General features: G+C 71.7%; 11 protein-coding genes and 4 pseudogenes. 5 read left to right on the top strand and 10 right to left on the bottom strand.

Annotation, left to right across the window (positions count from 1 at the left end; translation table 11 throughout):
* Positions 1-611 precede the first annotated feature (611 nt).
* Positions 612-1,168: pseudogene (locus ACH4ZA_RS38340) on the top strand (TetR-like C-terminal domain-containing protein).
* A 240-nt stretch (positions 1,169-1,408) separates the two neighbouring features.
* Here ACH4ZA_RS38340 and ACH4ZA_RS38335 read toward each other — a convergent pair.
* The 4 genes and pseudogenes from ACH4ZA_RS38335 to ACH4ZA_RS38320 form a co-directional block, all read right to left on the bottom strand.
* Positions 1,409-1,864: pseudogene (locus tag ACH4ZA_RS38335) on the bottom strand (transposase); the annotation flags it as partial.
* 61 nt (positions 1,865-1,925) lie between these two features.
* Complete coding sequence (locus ACH4ZA_RS38330) at positions 1,926-2,576, bottom strand: alpha/beta hydrolase family protein (protein WP_398433644.1); 651 nt, start codon at positions 2,574-2,576, stop codon at positions 1,926-1,928.
* A 207-nt stretch (positions 2,577-2,783) separates the two neighbouring features.
* Positions 2,784-5,027 (bottom strand): ABC transporter permease, encoded by a 2,244-nt coding sequence (locus tag ACH4ZA_RS38325; RefSeq protein WP_398433646.1) that lies wholly within the window; start codon positions 5,025-5,027, stop codon positions 2,784-2,786.
* Between the two features lie 113 nt (positions 5,028-5,140).
* A complete protein-coding gene (locus ACH4ZA_RS38320) occupies positions 5,141-5,845 on the bottom strand; it encodes an ABC transporter ATP-binding protein (RefSeq protein ID WP_398433643.1) in 705 nt (234 codons plus the stop codon).
* Positions 5,846-6,058: 213 nt separating this feature from the next.
* On the opposite strand from ACH4ZA_RS38320, the gene ACH4ZA_RS38315 reads away from it, so the two are divergent.
* From ACH4ZA_RS38315 to ACH4ZA_RS38305, 3 genes and pseudogenes are all read left to right on the top strand, one after another.
* Positions 6,059-7,363 (top strand): sensor histidine kinase, encoded by a 1,305-nt coding sequence (locus ACH4ZA_RS38315; protein WP_398433642.1) that lies wholly within the window; start codon positions 6,059-6,061, stop codon positions 7,361-7,363.
* Complete coding sequence (locus tag ACH4ZA_RS38310) at positions 7,360-8,037, top strand: response regulator (RefSeq protein ID WP_398433641.1); 678 nt, start codon at positions 7,360-7,362, stop codon at positions 8,035-8,037. Before ACH4ZA_RS38315 ends, ACH4ZA_RS38310 begins: the two co-directional genes overlap by 4 nt.
* A gap of 66 nt (positions 8,038-8,103) precedes the next feature.
* Positions 8,104-8,199: pseudogene (locus ACH4ZA_RS38305) on the top strand (IS5/IS1182 family transposase); the annotation flags it as partial.
* 66 nt (positions 8,200-8,265) lie between these two features.
* On the opposite strand, the gene ACH4ZA_RS38300 reads toward ACH4ZA_RS38305, so the two are convergent.
* The 6 genes and pseudogenes from ACH4ZA_RS38300 to ACH4ZA_RS38275 form a co-directional block, all read right to left on the bottom strand.
* Positions 8,266-9,720 (bottom strand): RNB domain-containing ribonuclease, encoded by a 1,455-nt coding sequence (locus ACH4ZA_RS38300; RefSeq protein ID WP_398433640.1) that lies wholly within the window; start codon positions 9,718-9,720, stop codon positions 8,266-8,268.
* 120 nt (positions 9,721-9,840) lie between these two features.
* Positions 9,841-9,966, bottom strand: a pseudogene (locus tag ACH4ZA_RS38295) (transposase); the annotation flags it as partial.
* A 97-nt stretch (positions 9,967-10,063) separates the two neighbouring features.
* Entirely contained in the window at positions 10,064-11,161 is a 1,098-nt protein-coding gene (locus ACH4ZA_RS38290) for an AraC family transcriptional regulator (RefSeq protein WP_398433639.1), read from the bottom strand.
* A gap of 61 nt (positions 11,162-11,222) precedes the next feature.
* Positions 11,223-12,707 (bottom strand): aldehyde dehydrogenase family protein, encoded by a 1,485-nt coding sequence (locus tag ACH4ZA_RS38285; protein WP_398433638.1) that lies wholly within the window; start codon positions 12,705-12,707, stop codon positions 11,223-11,225.
* Complete coding sequence (locus ACH4ZA_RS38280) at positions 12,704-13,582, bottom strand: SDR family NAD(P)-dependent oxidoreductase (RefSeq protein WP_398433637.1); 879 nt, start codon at positions 13,580-13,582, stop codon at positions 12,704-12,706. The genes ACH4ZA_RS38285 and ACH4ZA_RS38280 overlap by 4 nt, the downstream gene beginning before the upstream one ends.
* A complete protein-coding gene (locus tag ACH4ZA_RS38275; protein ID WP_398433636.1) occupies positions 13,579-14,925 on the bottom strand; it encodes a flavin-containing monooxygenase in 1,347 nt (448 codons plus the stop codon). The genes ACH4ZA_RS38280 and ACH4ZA_RS38275 overlap by 4 nt, the downstream gene beginning before the upstream one ends.
* 477 nt (positions 14,926-15,402) lie before the next feature.
* Between ACH4ZA_RS38275 and ACH4ZA_RS38270 the strand changes: the two genes are divergently transcribed.
* Entirely contained in the window at positions 15,403-16,686 is a 1,284-nt protein-coding gene (locus ACH4ZA_RS38270; protein WP_398433635.1) for an MFS transporter, read from the top strand.
* The last annotated feature ends 263 nt before the right edge of the window (positions 16,687-16,949 follow it).

The raw sequence follows: 16,949 nt of genomic DNA, 5'->3' as shown, positions 1-16,949 counted from the left end.
CTACACCATGGTCATCGGCTACCGACCAGCGTGAGTACTCGAGCCTTCACTCACACCAGACCCGTGACCTGCGCAATCACGATGCACGCAACTCACTGGTCTCCGCGGCGACGGCCTTCATATGTGCGGCCCTGGTCTGGTACGCCGCAGTCGGGCGGCCCGCACACACCGCACGCCGCACACGCCCCACACTGGGCTGACCCCCCGGCCGGCTCCGGGCGGGAACCGGCGCATCCCGGCAAAGGGACGACCCGATGCCACCGCCCAGTCGTAGAAGCCGTCGACACCCGAGCGGGGATGCGCTCCCGCCCGGCGTGTCCTCCCATGGTCCGGTCGACAGGTCTTTTCCGGACCAAGAGGTCGTCGTGGCCGTGCCTGGCTCAGGGCCGGGTCGGCTTCGAGGGTTCGGCAGCCGTTGCCGGTGACGGGCCTCGACGTCTTCATTTGTGATCGCGCACGAAGGTGGGGATCTCGTCGCGGGCCGGGTAGTTCGGCAGGGGCGCCGGCTCGTCCTGAAGGAACGCAGTGATGGCGGCGGCGGCTCGATCGTTGTTGTCGTCCAGGCCGTTCCACATGTGGTCAAAGAGCGGCTTGTGGAGTGCGCGACCGAGATGCTCGCCACCCGTCCGCGGGAGTCGGTCACGGTCCGCGCCGTGGCCGCCGCCGCCGAGGCGTCGACGACAGCGGTGTATTCCTTGTTCGGTGGTAAGAACGGGCTGATCGGTGCGGTGCGCGACAGCGCTGTCGCCGGCCTGTTCCAGGATGTGCCCGCGGTGCAGGCATCCGCAGACCCTCTCGCCGACCTCTACGCGCTGGCCGTCGCCTACCGTCGTTGGGGGCGCGGACACAGCCACCTGTACACGGTGCTGTTCGGTGGTGTGCAGTCCTTCGACCCGTCGGGGGAGGTCAGTGCCAGAGACCCGATCCATCCGCTCCTCGCGGCAAGCGATCGCGCGTTGGCGGTGTCTGTCCTCGCTGGCGGCGCAACGGCAATCGCCCTGTCGATCTGGGCCACCCTGCACGGGCTCGTGACTCTTGAACTGGCTGGGGCTCTCGACGCCGCCACGGCCGAGGCCGCATTCCGATCGGCGATTCACGCCACGTTGCGCGGGGGTGGGCGACCCGCGCGGTGTTCCGCAGCATGCGCGAAGCCGAACTCGCTCCTTGACGGCAGGGCCGGTCGTCCGGGCCTGCCCGGTCCCGGCGGGGGCGGGCGGGCGGAGCTTGCTTGAGGCTGTTGAACGTGGCCATCGCAGCGTCGAAGCCGACCCGGAGTTCCTCGACCTGGCCGAGCCAGCCCGCCCGCTCGGCCTCGGCGATGCGGTCGAGGAGGTTGTCGCGGTTGTCGACGAGTCGTGCCCGTTGGGCCGGGTCTTGGTCGGAGGAGTGAGCATCTGACACAAGCGTGCTTCAGGCGTTGAAAGGAGACGCCTTCCTCGCGGAGCAGGATGCGCAGGCCCTCGAGGCTGATGTCGTCGACCACCCCCTCGGCGACCAGGAAGTCCGCGAGCTTGGCCAGACTCCCGGTCGAGAACGGCAGGTCGTGCTCGGTCGGCTTGGACTCGGCGATCTTCTTGATCTACCGTCGCTCGGGCAGCGTGAACATCCTGGGCCGGCCGCCGGAGTGCTTCGGACACAAGGACCCGAAGCCGTCGGCGGTGAAATCGTGGATCACGCCCCGTACCCGGTCGGGGCTGGTGAACGACACCTCGGCGATCCGCGCGACCGGTATGCCCTGCGCGGACAGCAGTGCCGTCTGCGCACGCCGCCGGGTCACCACCGAATCCGTGTCGCTGCGGATGATCCGCAACAGGCGCGGCCCCTCGTCGTCATCGATCTCGCGGACCTGTACCTGTTCTGGCACCCGCACAGCCTGGCAATACCGCGTCGTCCGGACCAGCGTCAGGACGACGTGTCACGTCCCCTCAGGGCGCGATGACGAACTCCAGGGTCGCTTGCGCGAGGTCGGTGAGGAACCGGGCATGGTCGAAATCCTCGGCTTCGACCATGCCCGGCGGAGGCGTATTCATGAAGCTGAAGTGACCGGCCCCCGGCACGACACGAAGGTCGACCTGGGCCGGTGCGCTCTGCAAGCGGACGGCCTGCTCGACGGGCGTGACGGTGTCCATCTCTCCCGCGTAGACGAGCATCGGCGTCTTCACCGCGTCCAAGGCGCCCGAGGCGGCGAACCAGCCGGCCGCGGGGGTGTACAAGGCGAGACGGCTGACGCGTGGCTCGCGTGGGACGTCCAGCGGTCTGCCGTCCCGTCCCCAGGGCGTCGCGCCGGCGAGACAGAGGCCGGCCCATCCGCCGATCGAGTGGCCGACCACCGCAACGGGCGCGTCCCCAGGCGCCCACTGGTGGAGGGCCTCGATCAGCCCCACCGGGCGGGCAAGAAGCTCAGCGGTGGTCGCCTCCCGGGCGGCGAAGGTCTCGAAGCGGGGCGCAATGACCTGGCAGTCATGGGCTGCCAGGTGCTCCAAGAGGGGCCGGTAACGCTCCGGGTCGCCGCCTGCTCCAGCCGCGAAGAGAACGACGTGCTCACTTTTCGTGGGGCCAAGTGTCAGTGCCTGCATCTCGTTCCTTCACCAGAATGCCGCTCCCCGAAGCCGGCCCGCGGGTCACGCCTCGCTCATTTAGGCCTCAGGCTAGCGCGCCGCAGATCGCGGGATTCGAACGGCTCGCGTGGCCTCAGCGAGGGGCTGCGACCATCCTCATCAACACCCGCCTGGTCGTCGCGGTCGGCCGGCCGCTCGCCGGGAACCGCAACGACTGCAGTGGGTCTACTCCGTGCGCAAGGCGGCAGCCGTCCGCATCCGGGCCGCCCACCGGGCCGGCAGCAGCGCGCCGAGAACGGCGATGACCAGCCCGCCCAGGGTCAGCAGGACCAGCTCAGGCGTCTGGTACACCGCGATCACCGTGTCGGGCAGGCGCAGCCCCGCGCTGTCGCCCATTGCGGGCATCACCCAGGCGTGCAGGGCCACCCCGAGAGGCACTCCGAGGGCGCCGCCGGCCAGGCCGGTCAGCACGACCGAGGTCAGGACCATGCTGGTGGTCTGGCGCGGCGTCATGCCGAGCGCCTTGTGGATGCCCAGCTCACGGACCCGTTCGCGGGTGTCGAGGAGTACACCGCCGAGCACACCCAGCGCGGAGACCGCGACGAGCATCAGGGTGAGCAGTGCGGACAGGGAGTTGAGGGTGATGACCATCTCGCTGCTGCCCTCGGAGCCGCCCACGTCGGCGGTCAGACCCAGCGGGCGCAGGTCCGTGTTCAGGGCGGCCGTGTAACTACCCGCATCCGTACCGGACGTGACCGCGATGTGGTGAGCCGTGGGCTCAAGGCCCGGTTCGGCGGACTTGAGCGTCGCGGCGTCCGTGAGCACCTGCATGCCGTCGTAGCGCGGGTCGAGGACCTCGCCCACGATTCGCACGGTTACGGGCGCCCGGCGGGCGTTGAGGGTGATGACGTCGCCCACGTGCCGTCCGGTCGCGGTGAGGAATCCGGTCGGTACGACGGCCTCTCCGGGCTTGTCGAGCCAGCGTCCGTCGACCATCGCGTACCCGGCCCACGAGGCGTCACCGGTGAACGCCGTGACATGGGTCGAGCCGGAGACACCGGCCACCGTCGCCGACGTGGTGGCCGTGCCGAAGTGTGCCCGGGTGCCGGGCTGTTCCTCGATCACCCTGCTCGGATCGGCCTGCGGCCTCTCCGTACCCGGGAGCGGGGGGTGGAGGACACCGATGGTGACATCCGCGGCGTCATGGTCCCGTGCCGCCATCACCTGTCCGAGAGAGGAGCCCAGGCCGACCGTGAAGGTGACGGCGATGGCGCCGAACACGATCGCCGTGCCCATGGCCAGAGTGCGGGCGGGCCGCGCGAAGGGCCGCGTCAGGCCGAGCGCGACCGGACGGGGCACGGGCAGCCGTGCCGCCAGGTGTGCCGCCCACCGGCCGCGGCCTGCATGCTGGGCGCGGCCCGTGGCGAGCGCGTCGACGGTCCGCAGTCGGCCCGCCCGCAAGGCGCCGACGCACGCGGTCGCGGCAACAAGACCGAGCACCCCGGCGATCACGGCCGCGTCCACCCACGGCTCCACCCCCAACCCGCTGGTGCCGTAGGCCTCTTCGGCGTCGGACAGGATCGGGACGGCAAGCAGATGACCCGTCACCACGCCGAGCGCCGTGCCCGCGAGCGTCGGCAGCAGGGCCTGGCCCAGGTAGGCGCGTACGACCTGGGCGGGAGTGAAACCGATCGCCTTGAGGATGCCGATCCGGCGGATGCCCGAGCCGACCGTGGTCGCGACCACATTGCCCACGACGAGCACCGACATGACCAGACCGAGCACCCCGAACGCCACCAGGAAGGGGACGTAGAGCGCGGTGTCCCGCTCGGCGTTCTTCTTTACGGTGAGCCACGACTGCGCCCCGGCGACCGCCTTCGCGGGAAGCTGTGCGGTCACCGCATCGCGGCCGGCCGCGACCTGGGCGGCGGTGCTCGCCGCGGCGAAGCGGTACAGCATCTGGCGGCCGTTCGCCTGCCCGTGCGGGGTGAGGGCGGTGAGCTGGGCCGGGGTGACCCAGGCCTCGGCGGTGCCGGTCGCGGAGCGGGCCGTGCCGACCACCTTGAGGGCCGGAGTGCCCGGCAGATCGGGGAAGGTGACCTGCCGGCCGATGACGGACGCGCTCCAGCCGCCGGCCGGCAGCACGATCTCGCCCTGACCGGCGGCCCATCGGCCAGCCGTCAGGGTGAGGCGGTCGACGGTTCCGCCCGGCTCGGCCCGTCCGACCACGGTCATCGGCGGCTCGGGGAAGCCGTCGGAGAAGCGCGGGGTGAGCGTCGTCGTAGGGAAAGGACCCGCCGCGGCGTTCACCCCGGCAGCGTCGCCAGTGGCCCGCAGTTCGGCGTCGCTGGTGCCCGGCGCGTACTGCACGGACAGATGCGCGCCGTCCTGCCGCGCGAAGGCGGCGTCGAACGGGCCGCTGGAGGCGACGAGCAGCGACCCGGCGAGCACGGACGAGGCCACGGCCATCAGCGCGGCGAGCACGATCACCACGGTCTGCACGCGACGCCGCCCCACCCCGGAGCGGACGACACGGCTCAGGGCGCCCGCGCGACCGCGCAGCGACCCTCGGCGTTCGGCGCTCAACGGACCGCCTCCACAAGGGAGTCGGCGACGATCCGGCCGTCGGCAAGGCGGATCGTGCGGGTCGTGCACGCCCGGGCCAGCGCCACGTCGTGGGTGACCAGGACGACGGTCTGGCCGTCGGCGTGCAGCTCGCGCAGCAGCTCGCTGACATCCTCGCCGGACGCCGAGTCCAGGGCCCCGGTGGGCTCGTCGGCCAGCAGCAGCGGCGGCCGGTTCATCAACGCCCTCGCCACCGCGACGCGCTGCCGCTCACCACCCGAGAGCCGGCCGGGATGGGCGCGGGCATGCCGGTCGATGCCCAGGCTCTCCAGGAGCTCCGTCGCCCGCCGGTACGCCGCGCCGCGCGCCATGCCGGCCAGCTGGGCGGGCAGCATCACATTGTCGGCGACGGTCAGATCGTCGAGCAGATGGAAGAACTGGAACACCATCCCGATCTTGGCCCGCCGGAAGCGGGCCGCCGCCGCTTCACCGAGCCCGTCGACCCGTACGCCGTCCACAGTGACCGTCCCCGCGTCCGGCCTGTCCAGGCCCGCGATCAGATTGAGCAGCGTGGACTTGCCGCTGCCCGACGGCCCGAGAATCGCGACGGCCTCACCGGCCTGCACGGTCAGGGAGGCGCCCTGCAGGGCGGGCGGCCTCTCGGAGGCTGCGTCGTAGCGGCGGCTCACGTCGCGCAGTTCGATCACTGGCGTGGTGGGCATGGGGTGCTCCTCGAGTCCGTACGTTCCGCCCGGCTGGGCCCGACCGACGCTAGGAGCGAAGAGGGCCGCGCCGCGTCGGCTGCCGGACCCATATCGGCGGGACGCGAGGACGACATCCCGGCGGGAGTCCTCCATGGGGAGTAGTCGTACGGCGTACGCGGGTGATCTGCGGGAACGATGCGAGGCGCGGGACCGCTCGGCGACAATGGCCCGATGAACACAGCGCCCGTGGCAGCCAGGCTGAGCGACGGCATCGCCCTGCTGCGGCGACCGACAGGTCCACCGCCCTGCCCCGCCCGGCGCAACCTGGTCTTCGACGTGCTGCTCGTCCTGGTCATCGGCGGCGTCGTACTCCACTGGGCCGTGCACAACGGCGCGGAGCAGCTGCGCAACTCGCCCGACGGCATCGCCACGCTCGTGCCCGGCTCGGCGGTGGGCATCGAGATCACCGTGGTGGCGCTGACAGTTCTCGCCTGGGCGCCCCTGGTCCTCCGCCGCCGACACCCCCTGGCAGTGCTGTGGACCGTGACGACCGCGGCGGCGATGACGCCGGCCGGCGCGCAGCGGATCACCGTCTACGCGATCGTCATCGCCGCCTACACGGCCGCCGTCTACAGCCCCTACCGTGCCGCCACCCTGCTCAGCCTGCCGGTGACCGTGTTCACCATCGGCACGGACGAGCACACCCGCATCATGGGCGCGATGACCTCGCCGCCCGTCGTCCCCACCCAGTACGTCCCGCTGCTCATCCTCATCCCGCTGATCTTCGCCGCCAACGGCATGCGCACCTGGAAGCTGCGTACCGCCGAAAGCCAGGACCGGGTGTCGGCCCTGGAGCGCGAACGCGCCGAGGAGCTGCGCCGCGCCACCGAGCAGGAGCGAGCCCGCATCGCCCGCGAGCTGCACGACGTCGTCACGCACAACGTGAGCATGATGACCATCCAGGCGGGCGCCGCCCGCAAGGTCATGGACCTCGCTCCCGACGAGGCCCGCGAGGCCCTCCTCGCCGTCGAGGCGGCCGGCCGCTCGGCACTGACCGAACTGCGCCACACCATGGGCCTGCTCACCATGAACGACCCACAGGACCCCGACCGGCCGGCGGCCCCCGACCTCGCCCCACAGCCGGGCCTCGACCAGCTGGACTCCCTCGTCGACCGCATGCGCCACACCGGAGTGCCCGTCACCCTCACCACGTCCGGCACCCCGCGCGACGTACCCTCCGGCATCGGACTGGCTGCCTACCGCGTCGTCCAGGAAGCCTTGACCAACACCGTCAAGCACGCCCACGGGGCGCAGGCGAACGTGAGCGTCGACTACGCCCGCGACCACCTGAAGGTCGAGATCACCGACACCGGCGGCGCCCCCTCAGCCACCGCGGCCACCGGCACCGGCCGCGGCCTGCTCGGCCTGCGCGAGCGCCTGTCCGTCTACGACGGCACCCTGCACACCGGACGCCGCCTGACCGGCGGCTACCGCGTCAAGGCCCGCATCCCCCTGACCCCCCTGGAGACCGTGTGAGTGCCCCCCTGCGGGTGGTGGTCGCCGACGACCAGGCACTGGTCCGCACCGGATTCCGCCTGATTCTCATGGCCGACGACATCGATGTGGTCGCCGAGGCGGCCAACGGGGAAGAGGCCGTCGAGGCGGTCCAGCGAACCCGCCCCGACGTCGTCCTGATGGACATCCGGATGCCCGAGCTGGACGGCTTGGAGGCCACCCGCCGCATTCTCACCGGGTCCCCCGACGAGCCCCGCGTGATCATGCTGACCACCTTCGACCTCGACGACCTGGTCTACGCCGCGCTCGCCGCCGGAGCCAGCGGCTTCCTGCTCAAGGACGTCACCCCCGAGCACCTGGTCGCCGCCGTCCGCCTGGTCCGCACCGGCGACGCCCTGCTCGCCCCTGCCATCACCCGCCGCCTCGTCGAGCGCCACGCCCACACCACACCGTCCGCCCCCGACACCACCGCACACCGCGACCTGCGAACCCTCACCCCACGCGAACTGGAAGTCCTGCACCTACTGGCCCAGGGTCTGAGCAACGCCGAACTCGCCGAGCGTCTCTACCTGTCCGAGACGACCGTGAAGACCCACGTCGGCCGCATCCTCGCCAAACTGCAGCTCCGTGACCGCGTCCAGGCCGTCATCACCGCCTACGAGACCGGACTGGTCAGTCCCAAGACAGCCGGGTGAACGCATTGCCGAAGATCGGCCCCACGGCAGCGACTTCGGGTCGCGGCGGCAGGCGAATTCAGACGGACCTGGGAGATCCTCCGCGACTGCCGCCTCGAAGGCGACGGCGTCCAGCACGCCATGCTCGGCGTCGCCCGGACGCACCGCCTGGCCCTCTGCGGACAGGTCGCACGTGGCACGACGGCCTGCCATGCCCGAGGCGGCCCGGGGAGCTTGACGGGACACCCGTCAGGGCACGGTGAAGAGGACCTTGTCCTCGTCCGCGGCGGGGTCCGCCTGCTTGAGCCTGGCCCTGATGCCGGATCCGAGCTGGAGATCCGTGCCGTCGGTCGAAACGACCTTGGCCAGCACGGCGGGGTCGGCCAGGAACACCTTGCCCTCGCGCGGCCTGCCCCGCTCCGCGTCGGTGTCGATGACCGCGGCGTCGAACACCTCGCCCACGCGGTCCTTGAGCACCGCGGCCTCGGCCAGGTCCACGGTCTGCCGGTCCGCCAGGCCGCCCTTCCCCCGTGCCATGTCGCACGGGATGCAGGACAGGGCGTCGAGCACCCAGCCGGGCGGGGCCTTGTCGGCGCACGCCGTCACGCACAGCTCACCGGTGTACCGGTCGACCAGGCGCCGCAGTGGAGCCGTGCAATGGGCGTACGGGGCCGCGATCGCCGCGTGCATCGTGTACGCCGGCTTCTGGTTGTCGCGGAAGACGGTGTACTCCGCCTTGAGCATCGTGCTCGTGGCCTCGGTGAGGAAGGCCATGTGCTGCTGGTTCCGGGGATCGAGCTTACGGACCAGCGTGGCGTACGAGATGCCGGGCCGCCAGACGATGCCCAGGGCCTTCGCGATGTCGTGCAGGCGCTTGATGACGTTCTGGTCGGCGTGCTCCTTCTGGGTCCGCAGGATGCCGGTACCCGTGTCGAGCATGATCTGGGCCGCGGACATCCCGGTCATGAGGGAGATCTGCTCGTTCCAGCCCTCGACCGGCAGCGTCGCCCCGTAGCGCAGCCGGAACGATCCGTCCTCGAGGGTGACCTCCTGGTCCGGCAGATTCACCGAGATGCCGCCGCGCGCGATTTCGACTGCCTCCCGCAGCTCGCCGATCTCGCGCAGCAGGGTGAGAGACTCCTCCGCCGTGCCGTTCTCGATGGCCTGCTGGGCGCCGGCGTAGTCGAGCTGGGCCCGACTTCGGATCACGGCCCGGCTCACGGACGAGTCCGTCAGATTGCCGTGCGCGTCGAGGTCGTGCTGCCACAACAGGGCGGGGCGGTCCTTGTTCGGCAGCAGGCTGGCCGCGCCCTCGGAGAGAACGGGCGGATGCAGGGGCACCTTGAGGTCGGGGAAGTACAGCGTTTCGATCCTGTCGTGCGCCTCGATGTCCAGAGGGCCGCCCGCCCTGACGAAGGTCGCCACGTCCGCGATGGCGTAGTACACGCGGTAGCCGCGACCGGGCCGCCGTTCCAGGTGCATGGCCTGGTCGAGGTCCTTCGAGGTCGGCGGATCGATCGTGAAGAACGGCAGGTGGGTGGCGTCCTTCTCGGGCAGGCGCGCCTCACCCGCGGCCCTGTCGGCCGCCTTGAGCACGCGCTCGGGGAAGCTCAGGGGGACCTTGAGCTCCGCGCGGAGTCCCTCCAGCGCGGTGCGCAGAGCGTCCTGGGCCTCGGCAGACATGTGCATCGGGCGGCGTTGCATGCCCCGAGCGTAGGGCGGCGGTCCCGAACCGGCGCGTCGAGCGGGGCCGGACGGCGGAGAGGAACGGGGCCAGGGGCACCAGGGGCACCAGCACTGGCGTGCAGTACGCGAGAGTTCGGCGTGGAGCCGGGCGCGGGCGGCTTCCGCGATCACCGCCGCGTCCTTCGCGTCGGTCTTCGCCTCGTCCGGATAGGGATCGGCGATCGGCCGCATCGAGAGTCCGGGCAGGTCGGCGACTTTGCAGCCGGTCTAGCGGACGGACGGGACCGCGGAAGACGTGACGGCGGGGGCGCTGGTGTGGGGGCATTGGTGTGGGGGCGGCCACGGGTCCGGTTACGTCCGGTCACGTGGTTTCCCGCGGCCCATGACTCGGCGTTGTTCCCGTCGCCTCCGCGGAGAAGCCCTCGCGCAGCTGCAACGGCGCCATGCCGTGCCAGCGGCGGACAGCCCGGCGCAGGGCGCGTTCGTCGGAGAAGCCCGCCTGGCGGGCCACCTCGCGGAGGGTGAGGTGGGGGCGGCGCAGGAGCTGTTCGACGCGTTCACGGCGGACGCCCTCGACGATCGCCTCGTAAGAGGTGCCGCAGTCGGCCAGGCGGCGGCGCAGCGTCCGCTCGCTCGACGCGTGTCTGCGGGCCTGTTCGGAGAAGGAGGGAACGACCGGGAGGCTCTGCGCGAGGGAGATCTCCAGGATCTCGAGCAGGTCCTGCTGACGGCGGCGGGAGGCCATCTGCGCTTCGAGCAGGTCGAGGGTCGAGGCGTAGGTGACCGGATCGCGGCCCGGCATCGGCCGGTTGATCCATGCCCGCGGTACCACCAGCCGGTTACCGGGGGCGCCGAAGTACAGCGGGCAGCGGAAGATGTCGTGGAAGGGCTGGACGTCGCGCGGCGCGGCGAAGGTGAAGTGGACCTCCTGGGGTGCGAGGCCCGCGCCGGACGCGAGGCGGCCCATGGTGACGACGCTGGAGAAAGCCTCCTCGACCAGGAAGACGGCGACGTTCGGGTCGACCATCGGGTCTGGGAGGTCGGCCCGGACCACGTAGTCGGAGCCCTCCCGGCCGGCCGACCAGACCGTCATCGCCCCGGAGACGTTCTGGAAGCGCACCCCCGACTCGATGGCGGTCTGGAGTGTGTCGCTGGCGAGCATGGCGAAGCCCAGCAGACCCCAGGCGGTGAGGTGCTGCGCGGCTCCGACCCGCAGCCCCAGGTTCTCGTCCCCGGTGAGTTCGACGGCGCGCCGGATGACGGCACTGCCCTGGCGGTAGGAGACGCGCAGGGCCGCCGAGCGCATCAGGGTCTCGGTGAGACCGACCCGCGCCAGTTCCGGCTGCAGGTCGACTCCGTACTGCCCGGTGATCCGGTCGAGGTAGCGCAGGATGTTCGGGGAGATCGTCGCCGACGTGCTGCGCGTGGTGCCGTTCTCCGGCCGGGGTGGATCGGGCATGGCTTCTCTCCAGGGCCGTACTCGCGACCACTGTAGGCATGGGCGTCGGGTTGCGGCCTCGTCAGCGGGTCCGGATCCATATCGTCTTCTCCCTGGTCCACTGGGCGAAGGCGTCGGTGGAACGCTCGGCGCCGCCGAATCCGGACTGTTTCCAGCCACCGAAGGGGGCGGTGATGTCGCCCTCGCTGTAGGAGTTGACGGAGACCACTCCGGCCTGGATGCCGCGGGCGAGGCGGAAGGCGGTGTCGAGGTCGTGGGTCCACAGGGAGGCGGCGAGACCGTACGGAGTGGCGTTCGCCGTCCGGATCGCCTCCTCTTCGGAGGCGAAGGTCTGGACGGTGACCACGGGGCCGAACAATTCCTCCGTGAGGACCCGGCTTCCGTCGGGGGCGCCGACGACGACGGTGGGCGGGTAGTAGGCCCCGTGCGGGTGCAGGCCCGCCGGCAGCCCGGCGGTGTGGGCCACGGCTCCGGCGGCGACCGCTTCGTCCACGGCGTGGGCGACCCGGTCTCGCGCCGCGGTGCTGATCAGCGGTCCTGTGCGCGTGTCCGGCTCGGCCGGGTTGCCGATGACCAGGGCTTCGGCGGCGGCCGTGATCCGTGCGACGATCTCGGCGACGATGTCCTCGTGGACCAGGATCCGGGAGCCGGCCGTGCAGTTCTGGCCCATCGTCAGGAACGCGGCCGCGATCATGTCGTCGATGAGTTCGGCGCCGAAGTCGAGTGCGTCCGGCATCAGCACCTGGGGGCTTTTGCCGCCCATCTCCAGGGAGACCCGCTTGAAGTTGGTCTCCGCGGCGTCGGCCAGGATCCGCCGTCCGGTCGCCGTCGAGCCGGTGAACGAGAGCGCGCCGATCCCGTGATGGCGGGCGAGCGCCCTGCCGGCCTCCGCGCCGTAGCCGGGCAGCACGGTGAGGGCGCCGTCCGGCAGACCCGCCTCCGAAGCCAGCCGGGCCACGTGGAGGGCGGAACGAGGGGTCGCCTCGGCAGGCTTGAGCAGCAGGCTGTTGCCCGCTGCGAGGGCGGGTCCGATCTTCCAGGCGGCCATGGCGAGCGGGTAGTTCCAGGGGAGGACGGCGGCGACCGTTCCGACGGGTTCCCGGCTCATCAGACCGAGATGGTCCTGGCCGGTGGGGGCGGTGCGGCCGAAGACCTTGTCGGCCGCCTCCGCGAACCAGCGGATCGACTCGATCGCGCCCGGCACATCGCCGGTGCGGCACTCCGTGATGGGTTTACCCGCGTCCTCGCAGTCCAGGCGGGCCAGGATCTCGGCGTCGCGCTCCATGAGTTCGGCGAGACGCAACAGGACCGCGGCGCGCTCCCGGGGTGGCCGAGCCGCCCACACTCCGCCGGCGAAGACACGGTGCGCCCGGTCCACGGCCGCGTCCACCTCGCCCGCGGTGGCGGCGGGCAGGGTGGCGAGGGTCTCCCCGGTGGCCGGGTTGAAGACGGTGATCAGGCGGTCGTCCGGGCGGGTGAGCGACTGCCCGGTGTTCGTGCCGGCGTTCGTGCCGGTGCGCGTGTCGGTGTCCATGGTCGTGGTCATGCCTCTTTCACCAGTTCCCAGCGGCCGTCGATCTGGCGGGCCAGTCCTCTGCGCCGCAGGTCCTCCAGGTATCGGGCCAGGCCGCGTTCGCCGCGCTTGCGGAAGAGCGGGAGAAGGCTGGGGAGACGGTTCGGCACCAGCATGGACAAGCGGACCAGGAGCGATTCGCCGACGCGTGGATACGCCTCGAGCCGCGGCCGGTCGAGCAGGCTCACCACCGCGGCGACGACGTCGGACGGCTGCTGCGGCGGGTCCTGGAACTGCAGGGAGTTGCCACCGTCGACGGCCTCCCGGCGCAGCATCGGGGTGTCGGTGGCCGACGGCAGCACCGAGCCGACGCGAATGCCCTTGGCGCCCAGGTCGAGGGCGATGGACAGCATCGCGCCGCGCAGCCCGAACTTCGACGCCGCGTAGATGGGAGTCTCCCCCTGGGGGAAGATGCCGGCGAGGGACACCGTGGTGACGATGCGGGGATCGGCGGAGGCCTTCAGCAGGGGAATGGCCAGCCGGGTGGCCACCAGCGGCGAGGTCATGTTGAGGTCGATCTCCCGCTCGATGGTCTCCACCGGGCGCACGTCGAACCGCTCGGTGCTGGTCATGCCGACGTTGTTGACCAGCACATCGAGGCGACCGAAGGCGGCGGCGACCCGTTCGAAGAGGTCCGCGACCGCGGCCCGGTCCAAAAGGTCGCAGCCGAGGCCCAGGTGACCGGCGCCGGGCAGCGTGTCCGCGACCCTCCGCGCACGCTCACCGTCGATGTCGACGACGACGCACACCGCGCCGCCGATCGCGAAACGCCGGCACAGCGCGCTGCCGATGCCGCCCGCGCCGCCCGTCACCAGCATCACCTTGCCGGTGTAGTCGTAGCCGCTCATGCCACCGCCTCCTTGCCGCGAACGGCCCGCACGGCCGGCGGGCGGCCCTCGGTGGGCCAGCCCATGGCGGCGGCGACCTTGGTGACGTACTTGGTGTACGCGGCGCTGTCGACGTAGCCGGTGTGGCGCGGGGAGTCCACGAACCGCAGGCCGCCGGTCAGGTCCGGGCGGTCGCCGCCGATCATCCGGGCGAACCGCGCGGCGTTCGGCAGGCCCCGGCGGGTGTCCTGGATGAATCCGGCGATCAGCTGCGCCTGGGCATCGAAGAGTTGGTAGGCGCCGGAGTTGGTCTCGATGAAGCCGACGCCGAACAGTCCCTCATGGTCGCGGGAGAACGACGACAGGTACAGGTCGGGGTGCTGCTCGTCGCCGAAGTAGGCCTGCGCGACGGGCACTTTGTGCACATAGCCGGTCGCCAGCAGGATCAGGTCGAAGTCGTTGCTGCTGCCGTCGGTGAAATGGACGGTGCGGCCCTCGGCGCGCAGGACGCCCGGCCGCGCGGTGATATCGCCGTGCTGCAGGTGGTGCAGGAGCATCGAGTTGACCGTGGGGTGGGTCTCGAAGAGTCTGTGGTCCGGCTTCTGCAGGCCGAGGCGGGTCGGATCGCCGTTGACGATCCGCAGGAGCGCGCCGAACAGCCTCTGTTCCAGCCACTTCGGCATCCGGGGACCGACGCCTTCCAGGGTGTCCACGGGCCTGCCGAACAGGTGCTTGGGGATGAACCAGTAGCCACGGCGCATGCTGATCTCCGCGTGGTCGGCGGCACGGGCGGCGTCGCAGGCGATGTCGCAGCCGGAGTTGCCGGCGCCGACCACCAGGACCCGCTTGCCGCGCAGTTCGTCGCTGCTGCGGTAGCCGACCGTGTGCCGGATCTCGCCGCTGAAGTCACCCGGGATATCGGGGATGTTGGGGTGCCACTGCGAGCCGGTGCAGACCACCACCTGCGTGTGCCGGGTGGAGCGACCGTCGGCACGGGTGACCGTCCAGGTGCCGTCAGCGTTCTTCGCCACGTCGCGCACCGCGGTGCCGAACTCGATGCGTTCCGAAAGCCCGTACGCGTCGGCGAACGACGTCAGATACGACAGGATCTGCCGCTGCGGCGGGTAGTCGGCGAAGTGGTCGGGCATCGGCCAGCCGCCGAAGCCCGAGAGGGTCTTGCTGGAGACGAAATGGGCCGACTCGTACATCGGGCTGCCCGGGTTGTCGATGTCCCACAGGCCGCCCGGACCGGTGTGCCGCTCGATGTGCGTGTAGGGAAGCCGTCGCTCACCGAGCGCTCGTGCCACTGCCAGCCCGGCGGGACCGGCACCGATGACACACGTGTCACATTCGGACTCCTTCACGAGTCCACCTCCTCTGGTCGCCACTTTCGGCGTGGGAGAAACCTAGGCAGCACGCAAGCCCCGACGGACTGGCCCGTGCGGCCACAAAGGGGACTGCAGCGGCCAGCCCACTGACCGCCCCGGCGCGCCGCAGACCGATGCCTCTGCCACCTGGCCGTCCGCCGGGCCGCCCGTGAGACACCCCCAGCCCGCCCGTATTCCGACGGCCGGGCTGTTGGCTCCCGGGCCCCGACCGTCTGTTGCCGGCCACGCACGCCCTCACTGCCCTTGCCCCCTCCTCCACCCCCACCCCCTCCCCCACCCATGAGCCTGTCGCTCTTGACTATTGGGTTGCCGGTCCCGGACCGTCCGCTGCTGGCCGCCAAGGTCCCCCGTGTGGCCGTCGGCGTCCTCCGGTGGGTCGCTCCGGATTTCTACGGTTGCTCCAGTTCACGCACGCCGGCCCGTCCACGGTCCGTGACAGGAAGAGGGTCCCCCATGACCGCATCCGTCGGAGCGACGGCTCCGCCCCGGTCCGCGAGCGGCGGCCCGCTCGCGGGAGCCCGTCGGGTCACGGCCTCCGTGTTCGCCGCCCAGGGCATGGCGGTGGCCGCCGTGTCCACCACGGTGCCCGCCGTGGAGAGCCGTCTGGGGCTGTCGTCCCTGGCGATGACCGCCCTCACGATCGCCTTGACCCTGGCTGCGGGCGCCGGCAGCTTCGCGGGGCTGGCCGCCGTACGCCGCTCGGGTCCCATGGCCGTCATGCGCGCGGCGGCGCTGATCGCGTCCGCGACCCTGCTGTCCGTGGCGTGGGCGCCCGGCCGGGCCGCCGCCTCGGCGGCCTACGTCCTCTTCGGGCTGGCGCTGGGCGCCATCGACGTGTCCGTCAACACCCGCGCGGCCACCGTCGAACGCCACTACGGGCGCAGCATCCTCTCCTCCTTCTACGCCGCATGGAGCGCCGCGGGCGTGGCGGCCGCGCTGCTGACGGCGGGCGGCTCCCGGCTGGGCTGGCCTGTCCAGTACGTCCTGACCGCCCACGCCGTGCTCGTGGCCCTCCTGGCGTTGACCGTCCGGACCCACGCCCTCGCGCCCGTGCCCTCCTCGTCCAGCGACCGACCGGCGCCGGACGACGAGATCCCGGGGCGGCGGGTGTGGGCGCGGCTCGTCCCCTTCGGTGTCGTTCTGCTCGTCGCCTACGTCGTCGACTCCACGGTCTCTGCCTGGTCGACGGCGTACCTTCACCAGACGCTCGCCGCGTCCCTGGCTGCCGCGCCGCTCGCGTACGCGGCCTACCAGGCGGGCACGGTGACCGGCCGGGCGGGCGCCGACCTCATGGTGCGCCGGGTCGGGCCGGTGGCGGTGGTCCGCGCGGCGGCCCTGCTCGCGGCTGTCGCCCTGGCCGGTCTGGCGGTGGCGCCGAGCTGGCCGTACGCGGTCGTCGCGGCATGCTGTGCGGGTCTCGGAGTGGCCGCCCTGACCCCGTTGTGCGTCGCCGCGGCCGGCCGGCTGCGACCCGGTGCCCCCGAGACTGTGCTGGCCCGGCTCAACGTCTTCAACTACGTCGGCGTGCTCGTCGGAGCGGGCGCGAGCGGGAGTCTGGGGGCAACAGGCCATTTCCGCATCGCGTATGCGATACCCGCTGTCCTCGCCGTGGCCCTTGTGACCACGGCGCACTTCTTCCGCCCGACGGCACCCGGGCCGCCGCGTGCGTGGACGATCCGCCGCCCGGCCTCGGCCCCCGTCCTCCCCGTGGCCGTCGACAGAAGCCGCAGGCCCTGACGGCGTTTCCCCGCCCGAGCGGCCGTTCCCGGACGTTCTACGTCGTCCTGCTCACCCTCGGCCAGATGCTGGTCGTCCCCACCGCCCGCGAGGCGACGGTTCAGGTCCCTGGGAGGGGTTCCGAGCCGGAGCCCGGCGCGGGTTTCGCCGTGTCCCCCACTGTTCCTCGCCCCGCGGGGCCGGGCGAGGACAACGCCGCCCTCGCCCGCGCAGTCCGCCTCCCCTGCTCCCTGACCTGCGTGGTTCCCCGGCCGCGCGGCGAC

Origin of the sequence: Streptomyces sp. NPDC020597 (assembly GCF_044335095.1) — a bacterium.
In the GTDB taxonomy this organism is placed as follows: Bacteria; Actinomycetota; Actinomycetes; order Streptomycetales; family Streptomycetaceae; genus Streptomyces.
The sequence above is the reverse complement of the archived record's forward strand: the minus strand, read 5'-3'. Positions and strand labels throughout refer to the sequence as shown.

What these genes read in the sequence shown, in the direction of transcription:
- ACH4ZA_RS38330 (WP_398433644.1), bottom strand. Translation starts at nt 2,576, where the DNA reads ATGCAGGCACTGACACTTGGCCCCACGAAAAGTGAGCACGTCGTTCTC.
- ACH4ZA_RS38325 (WP_398433646.1), bottom strand. Translation starts at nt 5,027, where the DNA reads ATGGCCGTGGCCTCGTCCGTGCTCGCCGGGTCGCTGCTCGTCGCCTCC.
- ACH4ZA_RS38320 (WP_398433643.1), bottom strand. Translation starts at nt 5,845, where the DNA reads ATGCCCACCACGCCAGTGATCGAACTGCGCGACGTGAGCCGCCGCTAC.
- ACH4ZA_RS38315 (WP_398433642.1), top strand. Translation starts at nt 6,059, where the DNA reads ATGAACACAGCGCCCGTGGCAGCCAGGCTGAGCGACGGCATCGCCCTG.
- ACH4ZA_RS38300 (WP_398433640.1), bottom strand. Translation starts at nt 9,720, where the DNA reads ATGCAACGCCGCCCGATGCACATGTCTGCCGAGGCCCAGGACGCTCTG.
- ACH4ZA_RS38290 (WP_398433639.1), bottom strand. Translation starts at nt 11,161, where the DNA reads ATGCCCGATCCACCCCGGCCGGAGAACGGCACCACGCGCAGCACGTCG.
- ACH4ZA_RS38285 (WP_398433638.1), bottom strand. Translation starts at nt 12,707, where the DNA reads ATGACCACGACCATGGACACCGACACGCGCACCGGCACGAACGCCGGC.
- ACH4ZA_RS38280 (WP_398433637.1), bottom strand. Translation starts at nt 13,582, where the DNA reads ATGAGCGGCTACGACTACACCGGCAAGGTGATGCTGGTGACGGGCGGC.
- ACH4ZA_RS38270 (WP_398433635.1), top strand. Translation starts at nt 15,403, where the DNA reads ATGACCGCATCCGTCGGAGCGACGGCTCCGCCCCGGTCCGCGAGCGGC.